Consider the following 17,981-nt stretch of genomic DNA (forward strand, 5'->3'; position numbering starts at 1 on the left):
GGTTTTAACTAACTTGCCTTTCAAAGGTTCCTCTAAATTATTCGTGCTAGAGGAAGGAGATAAATAGAATTATCCCGATGAGCATACATAAGTATGTGACTTGGGGAGCCGAGCGCAGCCAACGCACTTATCGCTTGAAGAATGACGAGGAAAGCTTATACTGAAATCTCTTGTCGGAGTGCCTAGTATGCATAGCATCAGGCTGAGACCGTTAATTCGGGATCCGCGGAACCTGATCGGGTTAATACCCGCGAAGGGAACAAGAGTAATCACTCAGCGCCATTTTTGACCTTTTCCTTTTGGTGAAAATTTAAACGCAACGTCTTTTTTATTACTCCTCCGAACTCCTGACAAGCAACTTTCTTTCGATAAACCCGCTTGGTGCGCTTTGCATCATAGCCGTGACAATGTCAGGAAATTGCTATGTCCAATATTACAAATAATGTTATACCGACCGCTGATTTATCCCCACAAGCTGCACCTGCTCGCACGCGTAAGGCCCAACGTGACGCTGCTGAAAACTTTATCAACACCGTTTCTGGTGTTTCATTTCCGAATTCTGAGCGTATTTATCTCCAAGGTTCAAGAGACGATATTCAAGTCCCGATGCGAGAAATCCAGCTTTCGCAAACCCTCATTGGTGGCGACAAAGATAACCCGCAATTTGAAGATAACGAACCCGTTCCTATCTACGATACCTCAGGCCCTTACGGCGACCCAACATCAGAACTCAACGTTCACAAAGGCCTGAAAAAAATTCGCGCACCGTGGATAAACGAACGTTCAGACACCACCGAAGTCGAAAACTTAAGTTCTGACTTCACACAACAGCGTCTCGCTGATGCGGGTCTCGACCACTTACGCTTTAACAACCGCCCACACCCATTAAAAGCGCAAACCAACAAATGCGTCACCCAACTTCACTACGCTCGTAAAGGCATCATTACCCCAGAAATGGAGTTTATCGCCATCCGCGAAAATATGGGTCGTGAACGTATTCGTGGTGAGGTTTTGCTGCAACAACATCCAGGGCAAGGCTTTGGGGCTAATTTGCCCGAAAACATCACGCCTGAGTTTGTTCGCCAAGAAGTCGCCGCGGGTCGCGCCATCATCCCAGCCAATATCAATCACCCTGAATCTGAGCCGATGATTATTGGCCGTAACTTCTTGGTGAAAGTGAACGCCAATATCGGCAACTCGTCGGTCACTTCATCCATCGAAGAGGAAGTGGAAAAACTGATTTGGTCAACGCGCTGGGGCGCAGATACCGTAATGGATTTGTCCACGGGCCGCTACATCCATGAAACCCGTGAATGGATTTTACGTAATAGCCCAGTCCCCATCGGCACGGTTCCCATCTACCAAGCCCTTGAAAAAGTCAATGGCGTAGCGGAAAACCTGACGTGGGAAATGTTCCGCGATACGTTATTAGAACAAGCCGAGCAAGGCGTTGACTACTTTACTATCCATGCTGGAGTCTTGCTGCGTTACGTACCAATGACCGCTAAACGCTTGACGGGCATTGTCTCGCGCGGTGGTTCTATCATGGCAAAATGGTGTTTATCTCATCACCAAGAAAACTTCCTGTACGAAAACTTCCGCGAAATTTGTGAAATTTGTGCCGCTTACGACGTTTCCTTGTCATTAGGTGATGGCTTGCGCCCAGGCTCCATCCAAGATGCAAACGATGCCGCACAATTTGCCGAACTTCATACCCTTGGCGAGTTAACCAAAATTGCGTGGGAATATGATGTCCAAGTGATGATTGAAGGCCCCGGCCACGTACCGATGCAGATGATCCGCCGCAACATGACGGAAGAGTTGGAGCATTGCCACGAAGCCCCATTCTATACCTTAGGGCCGCTCACAACCGATATTGCACCAGGTTATGACCACTTTACCTCAGGCATTGGTGCAGCAATGATCGGCTGGTTTGGTTGTGCAATGCTCTGTTATGTCACACCAAAAGAGCATTTGGGCCTGCCGAACAAAGACGATGTTAAACAAGGGCTTATCACCTATAAAATTGCAGCGCACGCAGCTGACCTTGCCAAAGGCCACCCAGGTGCACAAATTCGCGACAATGCCATGTCAAAAGCACGTTTCGAATTCCGTTGGGAAGACCAATTTAACTTGGCATTAGACCCCGAAACCGCACGTAAATATCACGATGAAACCTTGCCACAAGCTTCGGGGAAAATTGCCCATTTCTGTTCAATGTGTGGGCCGAAATTCTGTTCGATGAAAATCTCCCAAGAAGTACGTGATTACGCAGCCCAAAAAGAAGCAAACGAAAAAGAAGCGGGTATGGAACAGATGTCTGAAGCCTTCCGAGCCCACGGTAGCGAGCTATACCATGGCGCAGAAATTGTGAATGCAGAGGTCGCTGATAATGAAAAAATCGCCTAATCCTATTATTACGCCAACATCGCCATTCCCCGAAACCGAGCAATACCTCGGTCTCTACCCTGTTGTTGATTCCGTTGAATGGATTGAACGCCTGCTTAGTGCAGGTGTTTCCACCCTTCAATTACGCATCAAAGACAAAGCGGATGCTGATGTACGCGATGATATCCAAAAAGCTATTGCTTTGGGTAAAAAACATAACGCACGGTTATTTATCAACGACTACTGGCGCTTAGCCGTGGAGTTTGGCGCTTACGGCGTACACCTTGGTCAAGAGGATTTGGAAACCACTGACTTGCTGGCAATCCACCAAGCAGGGCTTCGGTTAGGCATTTCAACTCACGATGAACATGAGTTAGCCATCGCCAAATCCGTGCGCCCCTCTTATATTGCAATGGGGCATATTTTCCCCACACAAACCAAAGAGATGCCGTCATCTCCTCAAGGATTGGAAACGCTAAAAGCGATGGTTGAGGCAACACCTGATTACCCAACTGTCGCCATTGGTGGAATATCCATTGAGCGCGTACCTGCTGTTTTAGCAACAGGTGTTGGCAGTGTGGCACTGGTCAGTGCAATTACCAAAGCCGATGATTGGCGGGCAGCCACTGAAACGTTACTGAATTTAATTGAGCGTCATCGCGCTTGTTAATTAATTCATAATCAAATAATTAGCCGTGTATTTAGTGAAATAGACACACGGTTGATAATTCGAGGAATTTAATCATGTTAAGTGACCAAGAATTCATGCGTTACAGCCGCCAGCTATTACTTGAAGACATTAGCCCTGAAGGGCAACAAAAACTGAAAAATAGCAAAGTGCTGATTGTCGGTTTAGGTGGGTTAGGCTCTCCCGCATCCCTCTATTTAGCTGGTGCAGGCGTTGGCGAATTATGGCTTGCTGACCACGATAACCTGCATGTCTCTAATTTACAAAGACAAGTGCTCTACAATACTGATGATATCGAACAGTCAAAAGCCCAACTTGCAGCAAAGAGGCTTCATCAACTCAACCCGCTCGTGAAAACACGAGCAGTTGTGCAAAAACTAGAAGTTGAAACATTAATCCCACTCGTTGAGCAGGTCGATTTAGTGCTTGATTGCTGCGATAACATGGCAACACGCCATGCCGTCAATGCCGCCTGTGTCATGACCAACACGCCACTCGTTAGCGGTAGCGCAGTGGGCTTTGGTGGACAGCTAATGGTGCTCGAACCGCCGTTTAGTTCAGGGTGTTACGCCTGCCTTTACCCCGATCAAGATGAACCTGAGCGAAACTGCCGCACAGCGGGAGTATTAGGGCCTGTCGTTGGTGTTATCGGTACGCTACAAGCACTTGAAGCCCTTAAATTACTTGTCGGGTTGCCTTCATCTTTAAGCGGAAAACTACGCTTGTTCGATGGAAAACAACAACAGTGGAACACTTTGCAGTTAACGCCTTCGCTGCAATGTCCAGTTTGTCGGGAAGAAGCATGCATATCCTAATTAATGACCAAACTATGGCGCTTGATGCCCCGCTGACTGTCAACCAGTTATTTGAGACGCTAGGCCGCTCCACCGCTGGCACAGCACTGGCTATCAACCAAGTGATCATTCCAAAGAGTCAGTGGGATTCTCATCTCATTAATGACCAAGACAATATCTTGTTATTTCAAGCTATCGCTGGGGGCTAACAATGTTAAAAATCGCCGATTTTACCTTTCAATCACGTCTATTTACAGGAACAGGAAAGTTTGCCAATGCCAGGCTAATGCAAGATGCCATTCAAGCCTCAGGTAGCCAATTAGTCACCATGGCCATGAAACGAATTAATTTGCGTGGACAGGATGATGGTATTTTACAACCTCTTCAAGAGCTTGGCGTAAAGCTTTTACCCAATACATCGGGGGCAAAAAACGCCCAAGAAGCGGTATTTGCTGCCCGCCTTGCTCGAGAGGCACTGGGCACCAACTGGGTCAAACTCGAAATTCACCCTGATATGCGCTATTTATTACCCGATCCTATCGAAACCCTGCTCGCCGCGGAGCAGCTCGTCAAAGAAGGGTTTGTGGTATTACCTTATTGCAGTGCAGACCCTGTACTGTGCCGCCGTCTTGAAGAAGTTGGCTGCGCGGCAGTCATGCCATTAGGTGCGCCTATCGGCACCAATAAAGGCTTAGCCACTAAAGAGATGCTGCGGATTATTATCGAGCAAGCCACCGTGCCCGTTATTGTCGATGCAGGGATTGGCGCACCGAGCCACGCCGCAGAGGCTATCGAAATGGGGGCTGATGCGGTGTTGGTGAATACCGCGATTGCCGTTGCCAAGCACCCCATTTTAATGGCGAAAGCCTTTAAACTTGCCGTCGAGGCCGCTGAACTAGCTTATCAAAGTGGATTAGCGGCACCGAAGCAACAAGCCCAAGCTTCCAGCCCACTCACCAGCTTTTTGGAGGCATTATCATGATCCCCCGTTTCCAAGAGCGCTTAAGTACATTGGATTGGGACGACACAACACTGCGAATCAACAGTAAAACCGCCCACGATGTAGAACACGCTTTAGCGAGTGATATCCTCACCCTCGATGATTTTATGGCGCTACTCTCCCCTGCTGGACGCCCTTATGTCGAGGCAATGGCACAAAAAGCACAAAGACTCACCCGCCAACGTTTTGGTCATGCAGTTGGGTTTTACGTTCCTCTTTATTTATCCAATCTCTGCGCAAACGATTGTACTTACTGTGGTTTTTCGATGAGTAACAAAATCAAACGCAAAACACTCAATGATGCTGAGATAATCAATGAGTGCGAAACGATCCGCAAAATTGGGTTTGATAGCTTATTGTTAGTCACAGGGGAACATCAAAGTAAAGTGGGGATGGATTATTTCCGCCATACTTTGCCTATCATTCGCCCTTATTTCAGTTCGTTGATGATGGAAGTGCAGCCATTAAGCACTGACGAATATAAGGAATTGAAAACATTGGGCTTAGATGGTGTGATGGTGTATCAAGAAACATACCATGAGCCAACCTACCAGTTGCATCACCTCAAGGGTAAAAAACAAGATTTCCACTGGCGTTTAGCCACCCCTGAACGACTTGGTGAAGCTGGTGTGGATAAAATTGGTCTTGGGGCATTAATTGGTTTATCTAATAGTTGGCGCACCGATTGCTACATGGTGGCCGAGCATTTACTGTATTTACAGCAATATTATTGGCAAAGCCGCTATTCCATTTCATTTCCGCGTTTGCGCCCTTGTGCGGGTGGCGTTGAGCCTGCATCACTGATGAATGAAGCGGAATTGGTCCAACTCATTTGTGCCTTTCGGTTACTTGCCCCCAATGTTGAGCTTTCACTGTCGACTCGTGAGTCTCCGTACTTTCGCGACCATGTAGTACCACTCGCGATTAATAATGTCAGCGCAGGCTCAAAAACCCAACCAGGTGGCTATGCAGATACCAAAGAAGAGCTAGAACAATTTTCCCCAAATGATAACCGCAGTGCCGCACAAGTAGCGAATGCACTTGTGCAAGCCGGTTTACAGCCCGTTTGGAAAGATTGGGATGGTTATTTAGGCCGTTAGAATTTTACTGAAAAAGAGCATTAGCTGCACAACCGCTTAGTGCTCTTTTATTATTTAGGAGATTTTATCCCACTTGATCGTATTTTCTAAAATAAGAGCCAATATAATGCCTATAAGTAACCCATTACCCAGTAAAGAACTAAACATTGTTGGTAACGAATTTAGTACCGCAGCAGGTGCTGACATCAAAAAAATGCCAATAAAAATAGGTAATGCGAGGCGATAAATATTACGTGCATTTAATTTCATATCCGTCAGAAATGAAAATGACGAAAACAATAACGGCAAATAAGTTGCTAACATAACCGCGCTACCAATGGCTAACGGCAAAGAGCGGAAAAATTGAGTCAATACTGCAACCCCGCCCACACATAAGAAAATAAGGCTGCCAATAGTAAAAGAGATACGTGAACAGTCTTTTGTTTGAGTAATTAGACCAATTGATGAAACAAACGGTGAAAAAGGCACTACGCCTATCGGCGCTGCTAATATTGTTACAACTCCTGACATCATAAAACTACGCCGATATAAGGACTTAACGGGTAATGAATTAGGGTAAAAAACATCCGTTCCCCGCATTGCTCCAAACGTATTTGATGTGTTTAATATTCCAGCCAAAATCGCTGTTATCACAATGCTTATATTAATTTCATCAGAGCGGCCTAATGGAAATAATACCCATTCCCCTGATGAAACAGATGATATCGTGCTACCAAATAACCCACTATAGGCAACCCACCCTATGATTGTTCCAATCAATAATGCATATTTGCTAATATTCACGGGTAAATACACAATTACCCCTATCACAAATATCAGTACTGCGAGCGCCAAAAAGAATACAGGATAATTAACTGTAATATTTTCACTGCCAACACCAAAGGGTAGCCCTAACATTCCTTTTAAAAAAATAGTGACCAGTTGCGCGCCAAGTAAAAACATAAAGACCACCAGCACACCAGGCTTGAACAAACCCGCTAACCAACCACCAAGACCGCTTAGGCCAATAAGAATAGTAATAATCCCAGACAGAAAAATCCCCATGGCTAAACTCCATCCAATCGTCTCAAGAGGAGTTCCTTGCATAGATTCTGACAAAGTTACGGTTAAAATTGTTGCCCACCACAACCCTGTTGGCCCCTCCATCACGGAGCGTTTATGGCCTATAAATGCTTGCAACAAGCAAGCTAAAGCTGTTAATAAAAAAGCATACTGAGTAATAACAAACGTGGTTTGTGGTGACAAATGAAAAGCAGACTGTAACGTCGGGGGAATAACAACCGTATTACAAAAGATAAAAAAGAACCATTGAAAGCCAGAAATAATATTATTTTTTGTAATAGCAATATTCCGCATTTTCATTCCTTACCGGTGATTATATATCTGACCAGCTTAATGTTTATAACGGAAAATTTCTAATTTAAATCTAATTGTTATGATATTTATAAATCATCATTTATTCTTATCATTATAAAAAATAGCTTCATACGCTATTAATTCTCTATTTTTATTTTCATTCGACTAGTTGATAAAAATAAAGCGGGGGAAAATATTATTCCCGCTTTATTTATTACCTTTATTGCCGATATAAAAGTACGTAGTTACCAATAAAAATTATAGATAGGAAAGCGGCCAGTGTTTAAAATAAATATGCTTAGCTTGCCAATCCACTTTATCAATATTGTCGACCAATAAATGTTTTGCAACTGTAAATGCAAATTCAAAACTCACACCAAGCCCTTTTGCACTGATAAACTTTCCATCAACAACAACATCCTGATCAAGATAAATACCATCATTAAATTTTTCAGCCAGCTTGTCGCCTGTACTATAGTATCTCCCTTCCAGTAACTCGTGTGCGGCTAATACCTTTGCGCCTGAAGAGCATAGTGCACAAATATATTTATCCTCATGTATATGCCGACGAAGAAAATCAACCACCTTTTCATTCGCATACAAGCGATCAGTTCCTTTTGGCCCCCCAGGCATCATCACCGCATCATAACTATGGGCTAGCTTATCGACTAAAAGATGATCTGCACTAATTTTAGTACCAAAATACGTATTTAAAACAAGCGTATCCATGCAAGACAGCACATCTACATGAATATCTAACCGGCGCATGACATCAATGAAAACGACCGCTTCTCCTTCCTCAAAACCATCAGCGAGTAAAACAGCAACTTGTTTCATAACATTCCTTTTTTTAAAAAGATCTACTGCGTATCATCAACAACAAATTTGGTTTATACATCAAACAAATTCAGATTATTTTGGCTTATTAAAGTGTTCCATCACTTTTACAAACACGAATTTTATCCATCACAACCGCTTTCATCGCCGCCTTTCCGGGAACCAGATAATGACGGGGATCTGTCGCTTCTGGGTTTTCAATGAAATACTGCTTAATTGCATCAGAAAATGCGATTTTGAGTTCTGTTGCGACATTGACTTTACAAATTCCAAGCTCAATACAATGCCTAACATCCGCATCAGGGATCCCCGAAGCACCATGAAGCACTAAAGGCACATCTGTTTTTTTACGGATTGCTTCTAGCCTAGCGAAATCCAGATGTGGCTCACTTTTGTACATACCGTGAGCTGTTCCGATTGCAACGGCTAATGAATCAATACCCGTTCTTTGAATAAAAGTAACGGCGGCATCAGGGTCAGTAAAAAGCGCATCCGCGGCATCAACAACTAAGTCATCTTCTTGTCCGCCTAAACGCCCCAGCTCCGCTTCTACTGTGCAATCCCATTGATGACAGAAATCAACAACCCGTTTAACGATTTGAATATTTTCATCAAACGGAAAATGAGAAGCGTCAATCATCGCAGAGCGCACCCCCGCAGAGACTTTCTGGAAAATATCTGGAATATCTTCATGATGATCGAGATGTAAAGCGACTGGGACTTTATAGCGCTCAGCCGCTTGCTGACAAATAGCAATCAAGTAGTCACTTCCTGCATAAGAAAATGTACTCGGTGTCCCCGCTAAAATAACGGGAGACGCCATTTCTGCGGCAGTTTCCATAACAACTTGAATGGTCTCCAAATTGTGAATATTAAATGCGGGAACTGCATAGCCTCCCAGTTGGGCTTTGTTCAACATATTACGGGTAGATACCAAGTACATAGTCGCCTCTTAACTTTCGATTGATTTCGATTAATATTAAACGAAAGAATAGGAAAGGTAAAAGATCTAAATCACATTTCCATCCCTTTCGCACTGAAAGCAAATGAAAGAAAGGCTAGAAGTAGTGAGCCATTTTAGAGCTATAACTCGTGACTCCTTTACGTAACAGATTGTTTTTAGGGCGCCTTGATTGACCTAATAGCATTTCAACTACTTTCTGAGAACATAACTGCTTTTCTAAGCGACGTGTCAGAGGAGATTGTTGTTTGAGGTAATCTTCACGAAATATCACAGTAACCTCTTGTGTTTCTTTCACACCAATAACCGTTGCTGCAATGGACGATATTTCGAAATGAAAGTCTGAGTGTTCAATTGGCAGCGGACTGCTAGGGCTATCCCAAAGTTGAATGCGGTTGCCACAATACAAAGCAATAATCACTGCACGTAATGACCAAAAACTACTCGCAGGACCACTATAATTATCGACTAAGCGGGCATCATAACCAAATAAACCTTGAGTTGGCGCTCCTGCTTTTAAAGCACCATGGCCAATAAAATAACGTAAAGTACTTTCTAGTGCATTTTTAGCCTCACCCACACTCACTGCATCACCACCTAAATCAACGCCTGCAAGTAAAGGTGCGGACACCGCGAGGCGATAACATGCACTGCGGCCAAAAAAGGGGATCCCTTGTGGTGTCATAAAATAACGATAATGATGGTTAAACTGATTTAGTGAACTACGAATGAATTCTTCATCGAAGTCTGGGCAAATTTGGTTTAGCCAATATAATGAATAGTAAAATCCCCATGCATTGTAATAATCAAAGTTACCTTTCGCGCCATCTCGAAACCAACCATCACCCACGTAAAATTGTTTCACTCTTTCATACCGCCACGTTGCAATGGCATCTCGACCAGTGAGAGCTTGGAGCACAAATTGCACAGTAAGCGGGAAAAGGTGCCAGTTATTATCAACGATATCGCAATGATTAACCTGTTCAAACCACTCAATAATTCGTTGTTGCGCAAGGTTATCTAATTTTTCCCATACCCACTCACGACTCAACCAGAGAGTCAGCGCTAAATCTGCAGATTCACAAATTTTTTGGTCATAATTTTCAAGCCTTCCCCAATAGCCTTTATGAGCAGGGTCTGTACCATGTAAAAATGCATTTTTGATGATTTCAGAAAGGTCAATTGATGCTAAATTTAACCCATTCAATGTTGCTTTTTGGCTGTGAACTAGCCATGAAGCAAGTAAAGGTAGTACCCTACTAACCCCTTCTAGGGCATCAGTTCGCACTGTTTGCTGGCCTGGGCTACCAGGGTAGTAAGCGTGGGAGTAACCCCATGTTTGATAATGAACAAAGGCTTCCGTCGTATAGCGTACTAATAATTCGCAAAGAACTGAAAGAGGTTGATTTTCATCTTGAAAGGCTTTGGTGATGTGGTTATCGTTACATTGATAGGCTGACTTTCTAATTAATCTTCGAATGATATTCTCTTTGAATAACTTCTGATAAATTTTGATATCAGGGTGTTCATAAGGCAGCTTTGGGCGTTCAGTCGGTATTGTCATACGTATTTCTCTATGATGCAAACAGGCGCATCCTTGCGCGCAGATTAAAATAAAATCTTGTGTTTATTTTGCTGATTCAATCAGAACTTGGTAACGATCTTGCCCCCATACAACGGGTTTAGGCTTATCTTTAACCCATTGATAATAAGCAGATTTTAACTCTTTTACTTTTTCTGGATATTGCGCCGCTAAATCATTCGATTCGGCTGGGTTTTGTTTATCATTGAATAATTGAAGCTGGTTAGAACCATCATCATAAAAATAAAGTGCCCATTCCCCATCACGGATCGCCCATGAACCTTTCGATAGTTTTTCTAAATTTGGGTTGTTTGGAATTTCTTTGCGTTGATAAGTGATCCATTCATGGTAGCCATGCCAAAAATCTTGGTTTTCTTCGCTGTAATGTTTCGTCCCTGGCCCTGTCCAATACAGGTAGTCATGTGGTGACTTTTCTGTTTTACCCATTAAGAGTGGCATAATATTTTTGCCTTCAATCTTCATGCTATCAGGTATGGAGATCCCTGCGTTTTGTAATGCAGTTGGTAAGATATCAATCGCAGAGACCATCGCATCACTCTGTTTACCCGCTGGAATATGCCCTGGCCAATAAGCGACAAATGGAACACGTACACCACCATTAAACATTTGTCCTTTAAAGCCTTTATCCATCGCATTCATTGGCATTGGCGACTCATGCACCGCGCCATTGTCAGAAATAAAGAAAATTAGCGTATTATTTAATTCACCATTTTCCTTTAGCGTGTTGATAATTTTGCCAATTCCCTCATCAGCCGCATTTAATGCAGCAAAATATTTGTCGGCTTCAACATTACCCGTGTTGAATTTATCCATGTATTTCGCTGGCGAGGCTTCTTCTAATGGGATGTGTGGTACGCTGTATGAAAGATTGATAAAGAAAGGTTTATCTTTGTGCCCATCAATGAAATTAATAGTTTCATCCGTTAGTAAATGCGTGGTATAGCCAGACGCTGGCACATTTTCACCATTTCGCCACATTGCCGGAGAGTTCCAAAGTGCCGCTCCCGATGCATAGAAACTATACGCATAATCGAAACCTCTTTCATGAGGTGAAAAACCAGGCTCTGGTGTCGAAATCATATTATCGTGATAATCACGAGTTTGCTTTTCTGATGCAATTTTAGGTTTTTTCAAGACCTTCGCATTATGCCATTTCCCGATACTAGCTGTGGCATAACCATTTTCTTGGAATAGTGCCGGTAATAGTTTGATGTCTTGTGGAATACCTAACATCGCATCATCATTACTGTAAGTGCCAAAGCTCGCAGGAGAACGCCCAGTAAAAATACCCGCTCGTGATGGGCCACAAACAGGATGAGCAACAAATGCATTGGTCATCTTAATTCCACCAGCAGCCATATCCGCAACATTTGGCATTGCCACTCTTGCTGCTTCCACCATCTGATTAATATCACCCTGATAACGCTGTGGTGACGGGCGCTGTGCAAGTTCTTTGACATCAAGACTATCAAGCACAAAATCGAGCTGCCCTGTTCCTAAGTCATCCATGATAATCAATAAAACATTCGGCTTTTCTGGTGTCCCGCCCGCATTCGCCGCAATGGGAGGCACTAGGCTACTCGCTGCTATCAATCCAGCTAGCAGGCTTCTCTTCATAGAAGGTAATCTCACAAAAATATCTCCAGATAATATGATTATTGCTTGTAAGCATGCTGTATTGCACCCAGTGCATCACTGGCTAAAGCGCCACGTGATATCGCTTGGCGCATTAACTGCATACCTAAAGCGGTATGATGAAAAATCTTTTTATATGAATGACATAAATAATTATGGCGATATTTTTCACCTTCTATCGCCGTGATCCGGTGCTTAGGGCAACCACCATAACAAAGGCTTTGAACCTCACAGCGCTGGCAAAGATTAGTTAGCTTGTCATATTTATTTTGCCCAAAACGGACTTGCTGCTTAGAGGAGACAATACGAGAAAGGGAGTGTTGTTGTACGTTACCTAATCGATTTGCGGGGTACACATAGTGATCACAGGAATAGACATCCCCATTAGATTCAATAATCAGCGCTTGCCCACACGTTTTAGATTGGACACAGGTTGATGCTGGATAGCCCATCCAAGTCCCTAATAAGCTATCAAATAGACGAATATAAACTTTGCCAATATCTCCTTGATGGATCCATTCATCAAAAACATCAGCCATAAACTGCCCATAACCTTCAGCGGGCACTGAAAAAGGTGCCATTACGGCATTTGGCCCAGGTGCATAATGGCCACCTTGGATATGAGGAAAGCGCCTATCCACCTCAACAATAGGGATAAACTGAAAAAACGTGGAACCCAATGCTTTCAAAGCACGGTACGTTTCTTTCCCTTTCCGCCAATTTTGGTCATTAACAACGGTTAAGGTATTAAATTCAACACCATATTCAATCAAAAGCTGAATTGCTTTTTTAACACGCTCAAAAGTTGGGTTGCCATTAACGGAAATTCGATATTTATCATGAACTGCTTCTAAACCATCAATAGATACACCGATTAAAAAATGATGATCTGCAAAAAACTGCGCCCATTGCCGATTAATCGCTATCGCATTAGTTTGCACACTGTTTGTGATGGTTTTTCCTTGGGCATATTGCTTTTGATATTTTACAACTCGCTCAAAGAATTCGAGCCCTGCAAGTGTTGGCTCACCACCTTGCCATGAAAAATCGACCTGCTCACCTGCATGGGACTGGATATAGTCTTTGATATAACGACGTAGCACGTTATCAGGCATAACGTCATGTTGGTCTTGCGCAGGTTGCTCGTGAAACACATTTTCTTTTTCCAGATAAAAACAGTATTCGCATTTAATATTGCAGCGATAACTCGTGGGTTTCGCCATCATATGAAAGTAAGTGGGTTGGTTTGCAGGCATTTAAATTAATCCGAAACAGTCAGGTTATTTTTATAGCATTACCCAAAACACGAAAAATCAAAAGAGATTGAAATCACAAAACAGCAAAATGAAAGAATTTGAAAGAAAGAAGTTTGAGTTAGAGCAATTGAAGAGAGTATAAATAACATACAGTAAACCGCTGACTTTTGTTTTTGATTTAAAGAAACTTCTCTTCCTTTCGAAATTTAAATATCACCTTCACACTTTATGCCGATTTTTGAGCTTATATTCCGCGAATTTTTTGCAAATATTGCTAATATTTATGCAAAACACCGAGTTTGCTCAGTAAAAGTACAATTATTGATACTTTATTGATTGGATACTTTCTTATTCGAAGATATGATATTTAAAATTTGAAAATATCCGTAAGCAAACAACACGCAAATCGAAACTTTGTGAAAGAGATCAAAAGTTTTGTTTTTTTTCGTTGTCGGTATTTTTTAGCGTAGTAAACTTAATTCGAAATCAAATGAAAGCAAATCATTTGGTTTCGTAAGGAGACGAAAGTGAAAGCGGCAGTTGAACGGCGTATGGAAATCCTCGACATGATTAACCAACAAGGTAAAGCACGAGTCGAAGATTTAGCCGAAATATTTAAAGTTTCAAGTGTCACCATCCGTAGCGATTTAAGCTTTCTTGAAAAGAATGGTTATGTGGTCCGCTCCCATGGGGCAGCAATTCCGAATACTGGGTTTATTGCTGAACTAAGCATCCACGAAAAGCGTGGGCAGAATGCGGGCACAAAAACATTAATAGGGGAAGCCGCCGCCGCGCTCATTAATGATGGCGACACGATCATTTTAGACTCGGGGACAACGACACGGGAAATTGCGACACACTTAAAGTCGCGGGATAACGTCGTTGTCATGACTAACGGTTTAGATGTCGCAATGGAGTTAGCAACAGCCGCAGGCGTTGATGTACTAATGACTGGCGGCGCATTGCGCAAAAATGCTTTATCGTTTTCTGGCTCACAAGCAGAAAATAGCCTCAGAAATTATCGTTTTGACAAGGTTTTTCTTGGGGTTGATGGATTCGATTTACGCGTTGGTATCACAACACACAATGAACAGGAAGCTAGCCTTAACCGGTTAATGTGTGAAATCTCGGAAACAGTTATTGCGGTTGCTGATTCTACGAAATTTGGTAAGCGCAGTTGTCATATGATCCGTGAATTCGCTGATATTGATGTTTTGGTGACAGACTCTGGCATTCCTGAAGAATATGTCCAAGAGTTGAAAAACCATAAAATTGAAGTAGTCATCGTCGATAAAGAGCAATAATTCGCTAACTCCATTAACAATACAACCGTGTTGATTGTGGAGTTAGTATTAATGCATCCTTTAGAAAAGATTGTTCAGCAAAATAAACTTGGTAAACAGAATGGTATTTATTCTGTTTGCTCAGCCCACCCATTTGTGATTGAAGCATCATTGCACCAAGCGCTGGATAATGATTCCTTTCTTTTAATTGAAGCCACATCGAATCAAGTTGACCAATTTGGTGGCTATACGGGTATGACTCCGGCTGATTTTTTCAATTATGTAGTTGAAAAAGCAGAAAAAATCAATTTCCCTCTGAATAAGTTAATTCTTGGTGGTGACCATTTAGGTCCTAATCGTTGGCAAGGGCTTAATGCCGCTGATGCCATGAATAATGCGGATGTCTTAATTGAGCATTACGTTGCCGCAGGGTTCAAGAAAATCCACCTTGATTGCAGTATGTCCTGTGCAGATGATCCCGTTCCACTCACGGATGAAATTGTTGCACAACGTGCCGCCCGACTCGCCGTTATTGCAGAAAAGACCGCCAAAGAAAAATTCGGTTACAGCGATATCGTGTATGTTATTGGTACAGAAGTTCCTGTACCTGGTGGAGCAACTGAAGATCTTGAAGGCGTTGAAGTGACAGCCCCACAAGCCGCGAAGAAAACATTAGACTGCCATGCGAAAGCATTCGAAAAAGCAGGTATCAGTGATTGCTGGACACGTGTTATTGGCCTAGTCGTTCAACCTGGCGTGGAGTTTGACCATATTCATGTTATTGATTACCAACCCCAAAAAGCACAAGCCTTGAGTAAAGTTGTTAATGACTATCCTCACCTCGTTTTTGAAGCACACTCAACCGATTACCAAACACCAGATGCCTATAAGCAGCTCGTTCAAGACCACTTTGCCATTTTAAAAGTTGGCCCTGCTTTAACATTTGCTATGCGAGAAGCACTCTATTCTCTATGTGAAATTGAGGATGAAATGTTCCCGACGGAACAGTGTTCCCACTTAAAAGAGAAAATGGAACAGCTGATGTGCCGTGAGCCCGAATTTTGGCAAAAGTACTACCATGGTGATGCCCAGCAGCAAGCGTTTGCACGCGTTTATAGCTTTAGTGACCGAATTCGTTATTACTGGCCTGATAAAGAAATTAACCAAGCCATAGAAACACTGATGGCTAACTTATCTTCAAAACCGATCCCGTTACCACTTTTAAGCCAATACATGCCGCATCAATTCCAACAATTGAGAGAAGGTATGATCGACGGCTCAGCGAAGTCCTTTATTTTTGCAAAAATTCGCGACGTACTTTCGGTATATGCCGATGCATGTAAATTTAGTCACTGAGGTTTGACATGGAATATTTAAGCTATCAAACACCTGAACTCGAAAAGCTAAACGCATTCTGGACAGCAAAAGAAATTGAACAACAACCTGAGTGTTGGGAAAAAACAAACCAGCTAATACAAAAGCAACGCGCTGAAATTGATGCATTTTTAGCTAAAGTACTTCAGGCATCAAACGCACGGATTATCATGACAGGTGCTGGAACATCAGCCTTTGCAGGGCGCGCTCTTGCCCCTGTTCTAACAGGCCATTTAAAACGTCGCGTAGATGCCATTGCCACCACGGATTTAGTTGCCGACCCAAAAGAATATTTAGCAGAAGACGTACCAACGTTACTCATTTCTTTTGCTCGCTCGGGCAATAGCCCCGAAAGTGTTGCCGCCCTCGATGTGGCAGAAAAATGCTTAACTCAATGTTATCACTTAGTTTTAACCTGTAACGAACAAGGGCAGCTATATCGTTATTGCCAAAATAATACCCATGCATTAGCCATTTTAATGCCTGAAGAGTCAAATGACCGTTCATTAGCAATGACGTCAAGCTTTTCATCCATGATGATGGCTGCACTGTGTATCTTCTTAACCGAATCCTTCTATTTAAACGAAATTAAACCTTATTTCCAAGATTATCACGACAGTTATACCCAATTTAACCGTCGTATCCGGGAAGATTATGCAGGTAAATTTAAACGAGTCATTTATTTAGGTAGTGGTGGCCTACAAGGATTAGCACAAGAAGCCGCCTTAAAAATGTTGGAACTAACGGCTGGTAAGGTCGTTGCTAACTTCGATACTCCTTTAGGCTTTCGCCATGGACCGAAATCTATCGTCAATAAAGAAACGTTGGTCGTGCTGTTTCTGTCAAACGATAAATACACCAGACAGTATGAAACTGACTTATTAAGAGAGGTAATTCACGATAATGCTTCAGCAAAAGTGATCGCGGTCACCTCCTCTTCTGATGACACACAAATAGAAGAAAGTTTTGTTTATATTAAAAAAATGGAGAAATGCTCAGACTCAGCCCTGTTTTTTCCTTATTTAATGTTAGCACAGGCCTTTGCATTCCATAGTTCCATTGCACTGGGGAATACACCTGATAACCCATCTCCAACTGGAGAAATTAATCGAGTTGTTCAAGGTGTCACTATTTACCCGTTCTCATATCAAGAAGATGGCGTCATACCTTCTTAATGATAAATATAGCTAATAATAAGAGAGCAATTATATGCACGCACCAAATATTGTCTGGACCCGAATCGATGAGCGTTTATTACATGGGCAAATTCGAATCACTTGGGGTAAACACACTGAAGCAAATTTAATTCTTGTTGCTAATGACGATGCTGCGGATGGCCCTAACGCCGCTTTTATGCAAGCAGGAATGAAAGCCTCCGCGGGTGGAGAATATGCCGTCCGGTTTTTCTCTATTGAAAAAACCATTGATGTCATTCACAAAGCATCTCCTCGTCAAAAAATCTTTATTCTTTGCAATAACCCAACAGATGTTGCTCGTCTTGTCGAAGGCGGCGTTCCTATCACTCACTGCAACGTCGGCAATATGCATTTCCATGAAGGAAAGCGCCAAATTGCCAAAACGGTGTCAGTGGATGAAAGCGACTTAGATGCATTTCGTCGGCTTGTTAACAAAGGAGTAGCTTGCACGATTCAAAATACTCCCGATCAAACCCCCGTTAATGTTCTGACTCTCGCATCAGCATAGGC

At 42.8% G+C, this 17,981-nt stretch carries 16 protein-coding genes and 1 riboswitch; of the genes, 10 read left to right on the plus strand and 6 right to left on the minus strand.

Translation table 11 applies throughout. The features are described from left to right. Positions 1-164 precede the first annotated feature (164 nt). Positions 165-276, plus strand: a riboswitch (TPP riboswitch). A gap of 147 nt (positions 277-423) precedes the next feature. The 6 genes from thiC to thiH all read left to right on the plus strand — a co-directional run bounded on the left by thiC (position 424) and on the right by thiH (position 5,970). Next, positions 424-2,409, plus strand: coding sequence for a phosphomethylpyrimidine synthase ThiC (thiC, locus tag PR808_RS19420; RefSeq protein ID WP_206086799.1), 1,986 nt, complete (start codon positions 424-426; stop codon positions 2,407-2,409). Beyond that, positions 2,393-3,058 (plus strand): thiamine phosphate synthase, encoded by a 666-nt coding sequence (gene thiE, locus PR808_RS19425; RefSeq protein ID WP_206086800.1) that lies wholly within the window; start codon positions 2,393-2,395, stop codon positions 3,056-3,058. Before thiC ends, thiE begins: the two co-directional genes overlap by 17 nt. Before the next feature lie 74 nt (positions 3,059-3,132). Then, positions 3,133-3,891 carry a HesA/MoeB/ThiF family protein gene (locus tag PR808_RS19430; RefSeq protein WP_272539919.1) on the plus strand — a complete coding sequence of 253 codons (759 nt, stop codon included), beginning with the start codon at positions 3,133-3,135 and terminating at the stop codon, positions 3,889-3,891. Then, positions 3,879-4,079: a sulfur carrier protein ThiS gene (thiS, locus tag PR808_RS19435; RefSeq protein ID WP_225820908.1), complete on the plus strand. Its 201-nt coding sequence runs from the start codon at positions 3,879-3,881 to the stop codon at positions 4,077-4,079. Before PR808_RS19430 ends, thiS begins: the two co-directional genes overlap by 13 nt. 2 nt (positions 4,080-4,081) lie before the next feature. Continuing rightward, positions 4,082-4,852: a thiazole synthase gene (locus tag PR808_RS19440; protein ID WP_206086803.1), complete on the plus strand. Its 771-nt coding sequence runs from the start codon at positions 4,082-4,084 to the stop codon at positions 4,850-4,852. After that, positions 4,849-5,970, plus strand: a complete 1,122-nt coding sequence (gene thiH / locus PR808_RS19445; protein WP_272539920.1) for a 2-iminoacetate synthase ThiH — start codon at positions 4,849-4,851, stop codon at positions 5,968-5,970. Before PR808_RS19440 ends, thiH begins: the two co-directional genes overlap by 4 nt. 54 nt (positions 5,971-6,024) lie before the next feature. Here the strand turns inward: thiH and PR808_RS19450 are convergent, their stop codons facing one another. The 6 genes from PR808_RS19450 to PR808_RS19475 form a co-directional block, all read right to left on the minus strand. After that, on the minus strand, positions 6,025-7,326 hold the full coding sequence (locus tag PR808_RS19450) for a uracil/xanthine transporter (protein WP_206086805.1): 1,302 nt from the start codon (positions 7,324-7,326) through the stop codon (positions 6,025-6,027). A 258-nt stretch (positions 7,327-7,584) separates the two neighbouring features. After that, positions 7,585-8,163, minus strand: coding sequence for a DJ-1/PfpI family protein (locus PR808_RS19455; protein WP_206086806.1), 579 nt, complete (start codon positions 8,161-8,163; stop codon positions 7,585-7,587). 88 nt (positions 8,164-8,251) lie between these two features. Then, the gene (locus tag PR808_RS19460) at positions 8,252-9,106 is read right to left on the minus strand and encodes a tagatose bisphosphate family class II aldolase (protein ID WP_206086807.1); all 855 of its coding nucleotides are present in this window, start codon (positions 9,104-9,106) and stop codon (positions 8,252-8,254) included. A gap of 115 nt (positions 9,107-9,221) precedes the next feature. Further along, entirely contained in the window at positions 9,222-10,688 is a 1,467-nt protein-coding gene (locus PR808_RS19465) for a DUF2264 domain-containing protein (RefSeq protein ID WP_272539921.1), read from the minus strand. A 63-nt stretch (positions 10,689-10,751) separates the two neighbouring features. Continuing rightward, positions 10,752-12,359, minus strand: coding sequence for a sulfatase family protein (locus PR808_RS19470; protein ID WP_272539922.1), 1,608 nt, complete (start codon positions 12,357-12,359; stop codon positions 10,752-10,754). A 23-nt stretch (positions 12,360-12,382) separates the two neighbouring features. Further along, a complete protein-coding gene (locus PR808_RS19475; RefSeq protein ID WP_206086810.1) occupies positions 12,383-13,618 on the minus strand; it encodes an anaerobic sulfatase maturase in 1,236 nt (411 codons plus the stop codon). Positions 13,619-14,145: 527 nt separating this feature from the next. Between PR808_RS19475 and agaR the strand changes: the two genes are divergently transcribed. Genes agaR through agaV form a run of 4 tightly spaced genes read left to right on the plus strand, consistent with a single transcriptional unit; the run spans position 14,146 to position 17,979 of the window. Further along, positions 14,146-14,922 carry a transcriptional repressor AgaR gene (gene agaR, locus PR808_RS19480; RefSeq protein WP_206086811.1) on the plus strand — a complete coding sequence of 259 codons (777 nt, stop codon included), beginning with the start codon at positions 14,146-14,148 and terminating at the stop codon, positions 14,920-14,922. 51 nt (positions 14,923-14,973) lie between these two features. Further along, a complete protein-coding gene (gene kbaZ / locus PR808_RS19485) occupies positions 14,974-16,257 on the plus strand; it encodes a tagatose-bisphosphate aldolase subunit KbaZ (protein ID WP_206086812.1) in 1,284 nt (427 codons plus the stop codon). A gap of 8 nt (positions 16,258-16,265) precedes the next feature. Then, on the plus strand, positions 16,266-17,450 hold the full coding sequence (locus tag PR808_RS19490) for an SIS domain-containing protein (RefSeq protein WP_206086813.1): 1,185 nt from the start codon (positions 16,266-16,268) through the stop codon (positions 17,448-17,450). 34 nt (positions 17,451-17,484) lie between these two features. Continuing rightward, positions 17,485-17,979, plus strand: coding sequence for a PTS N-acetylgalactosamine transporter subunit IIB (agaV, locus tag PR808_RS19495; RefSeq protein ID WP_206086814.1), 495 nt, complete (start codon positions 17,485-17,487; stop codon positions 17,977-17,979). The last annotated feature ends 2 nt before the right edge of the window (positions 17,980-17,981 follow it).

Source organism: Providencia sp. PROV197 (genome assembly GCF_028479625.1).
Classification (GTDB): Bacteria; Pseudomonadota; Gammaproteobacteria; order Enterobacterales; family Enterobacteriaceae; genus Providencia; species Providencia vermicola.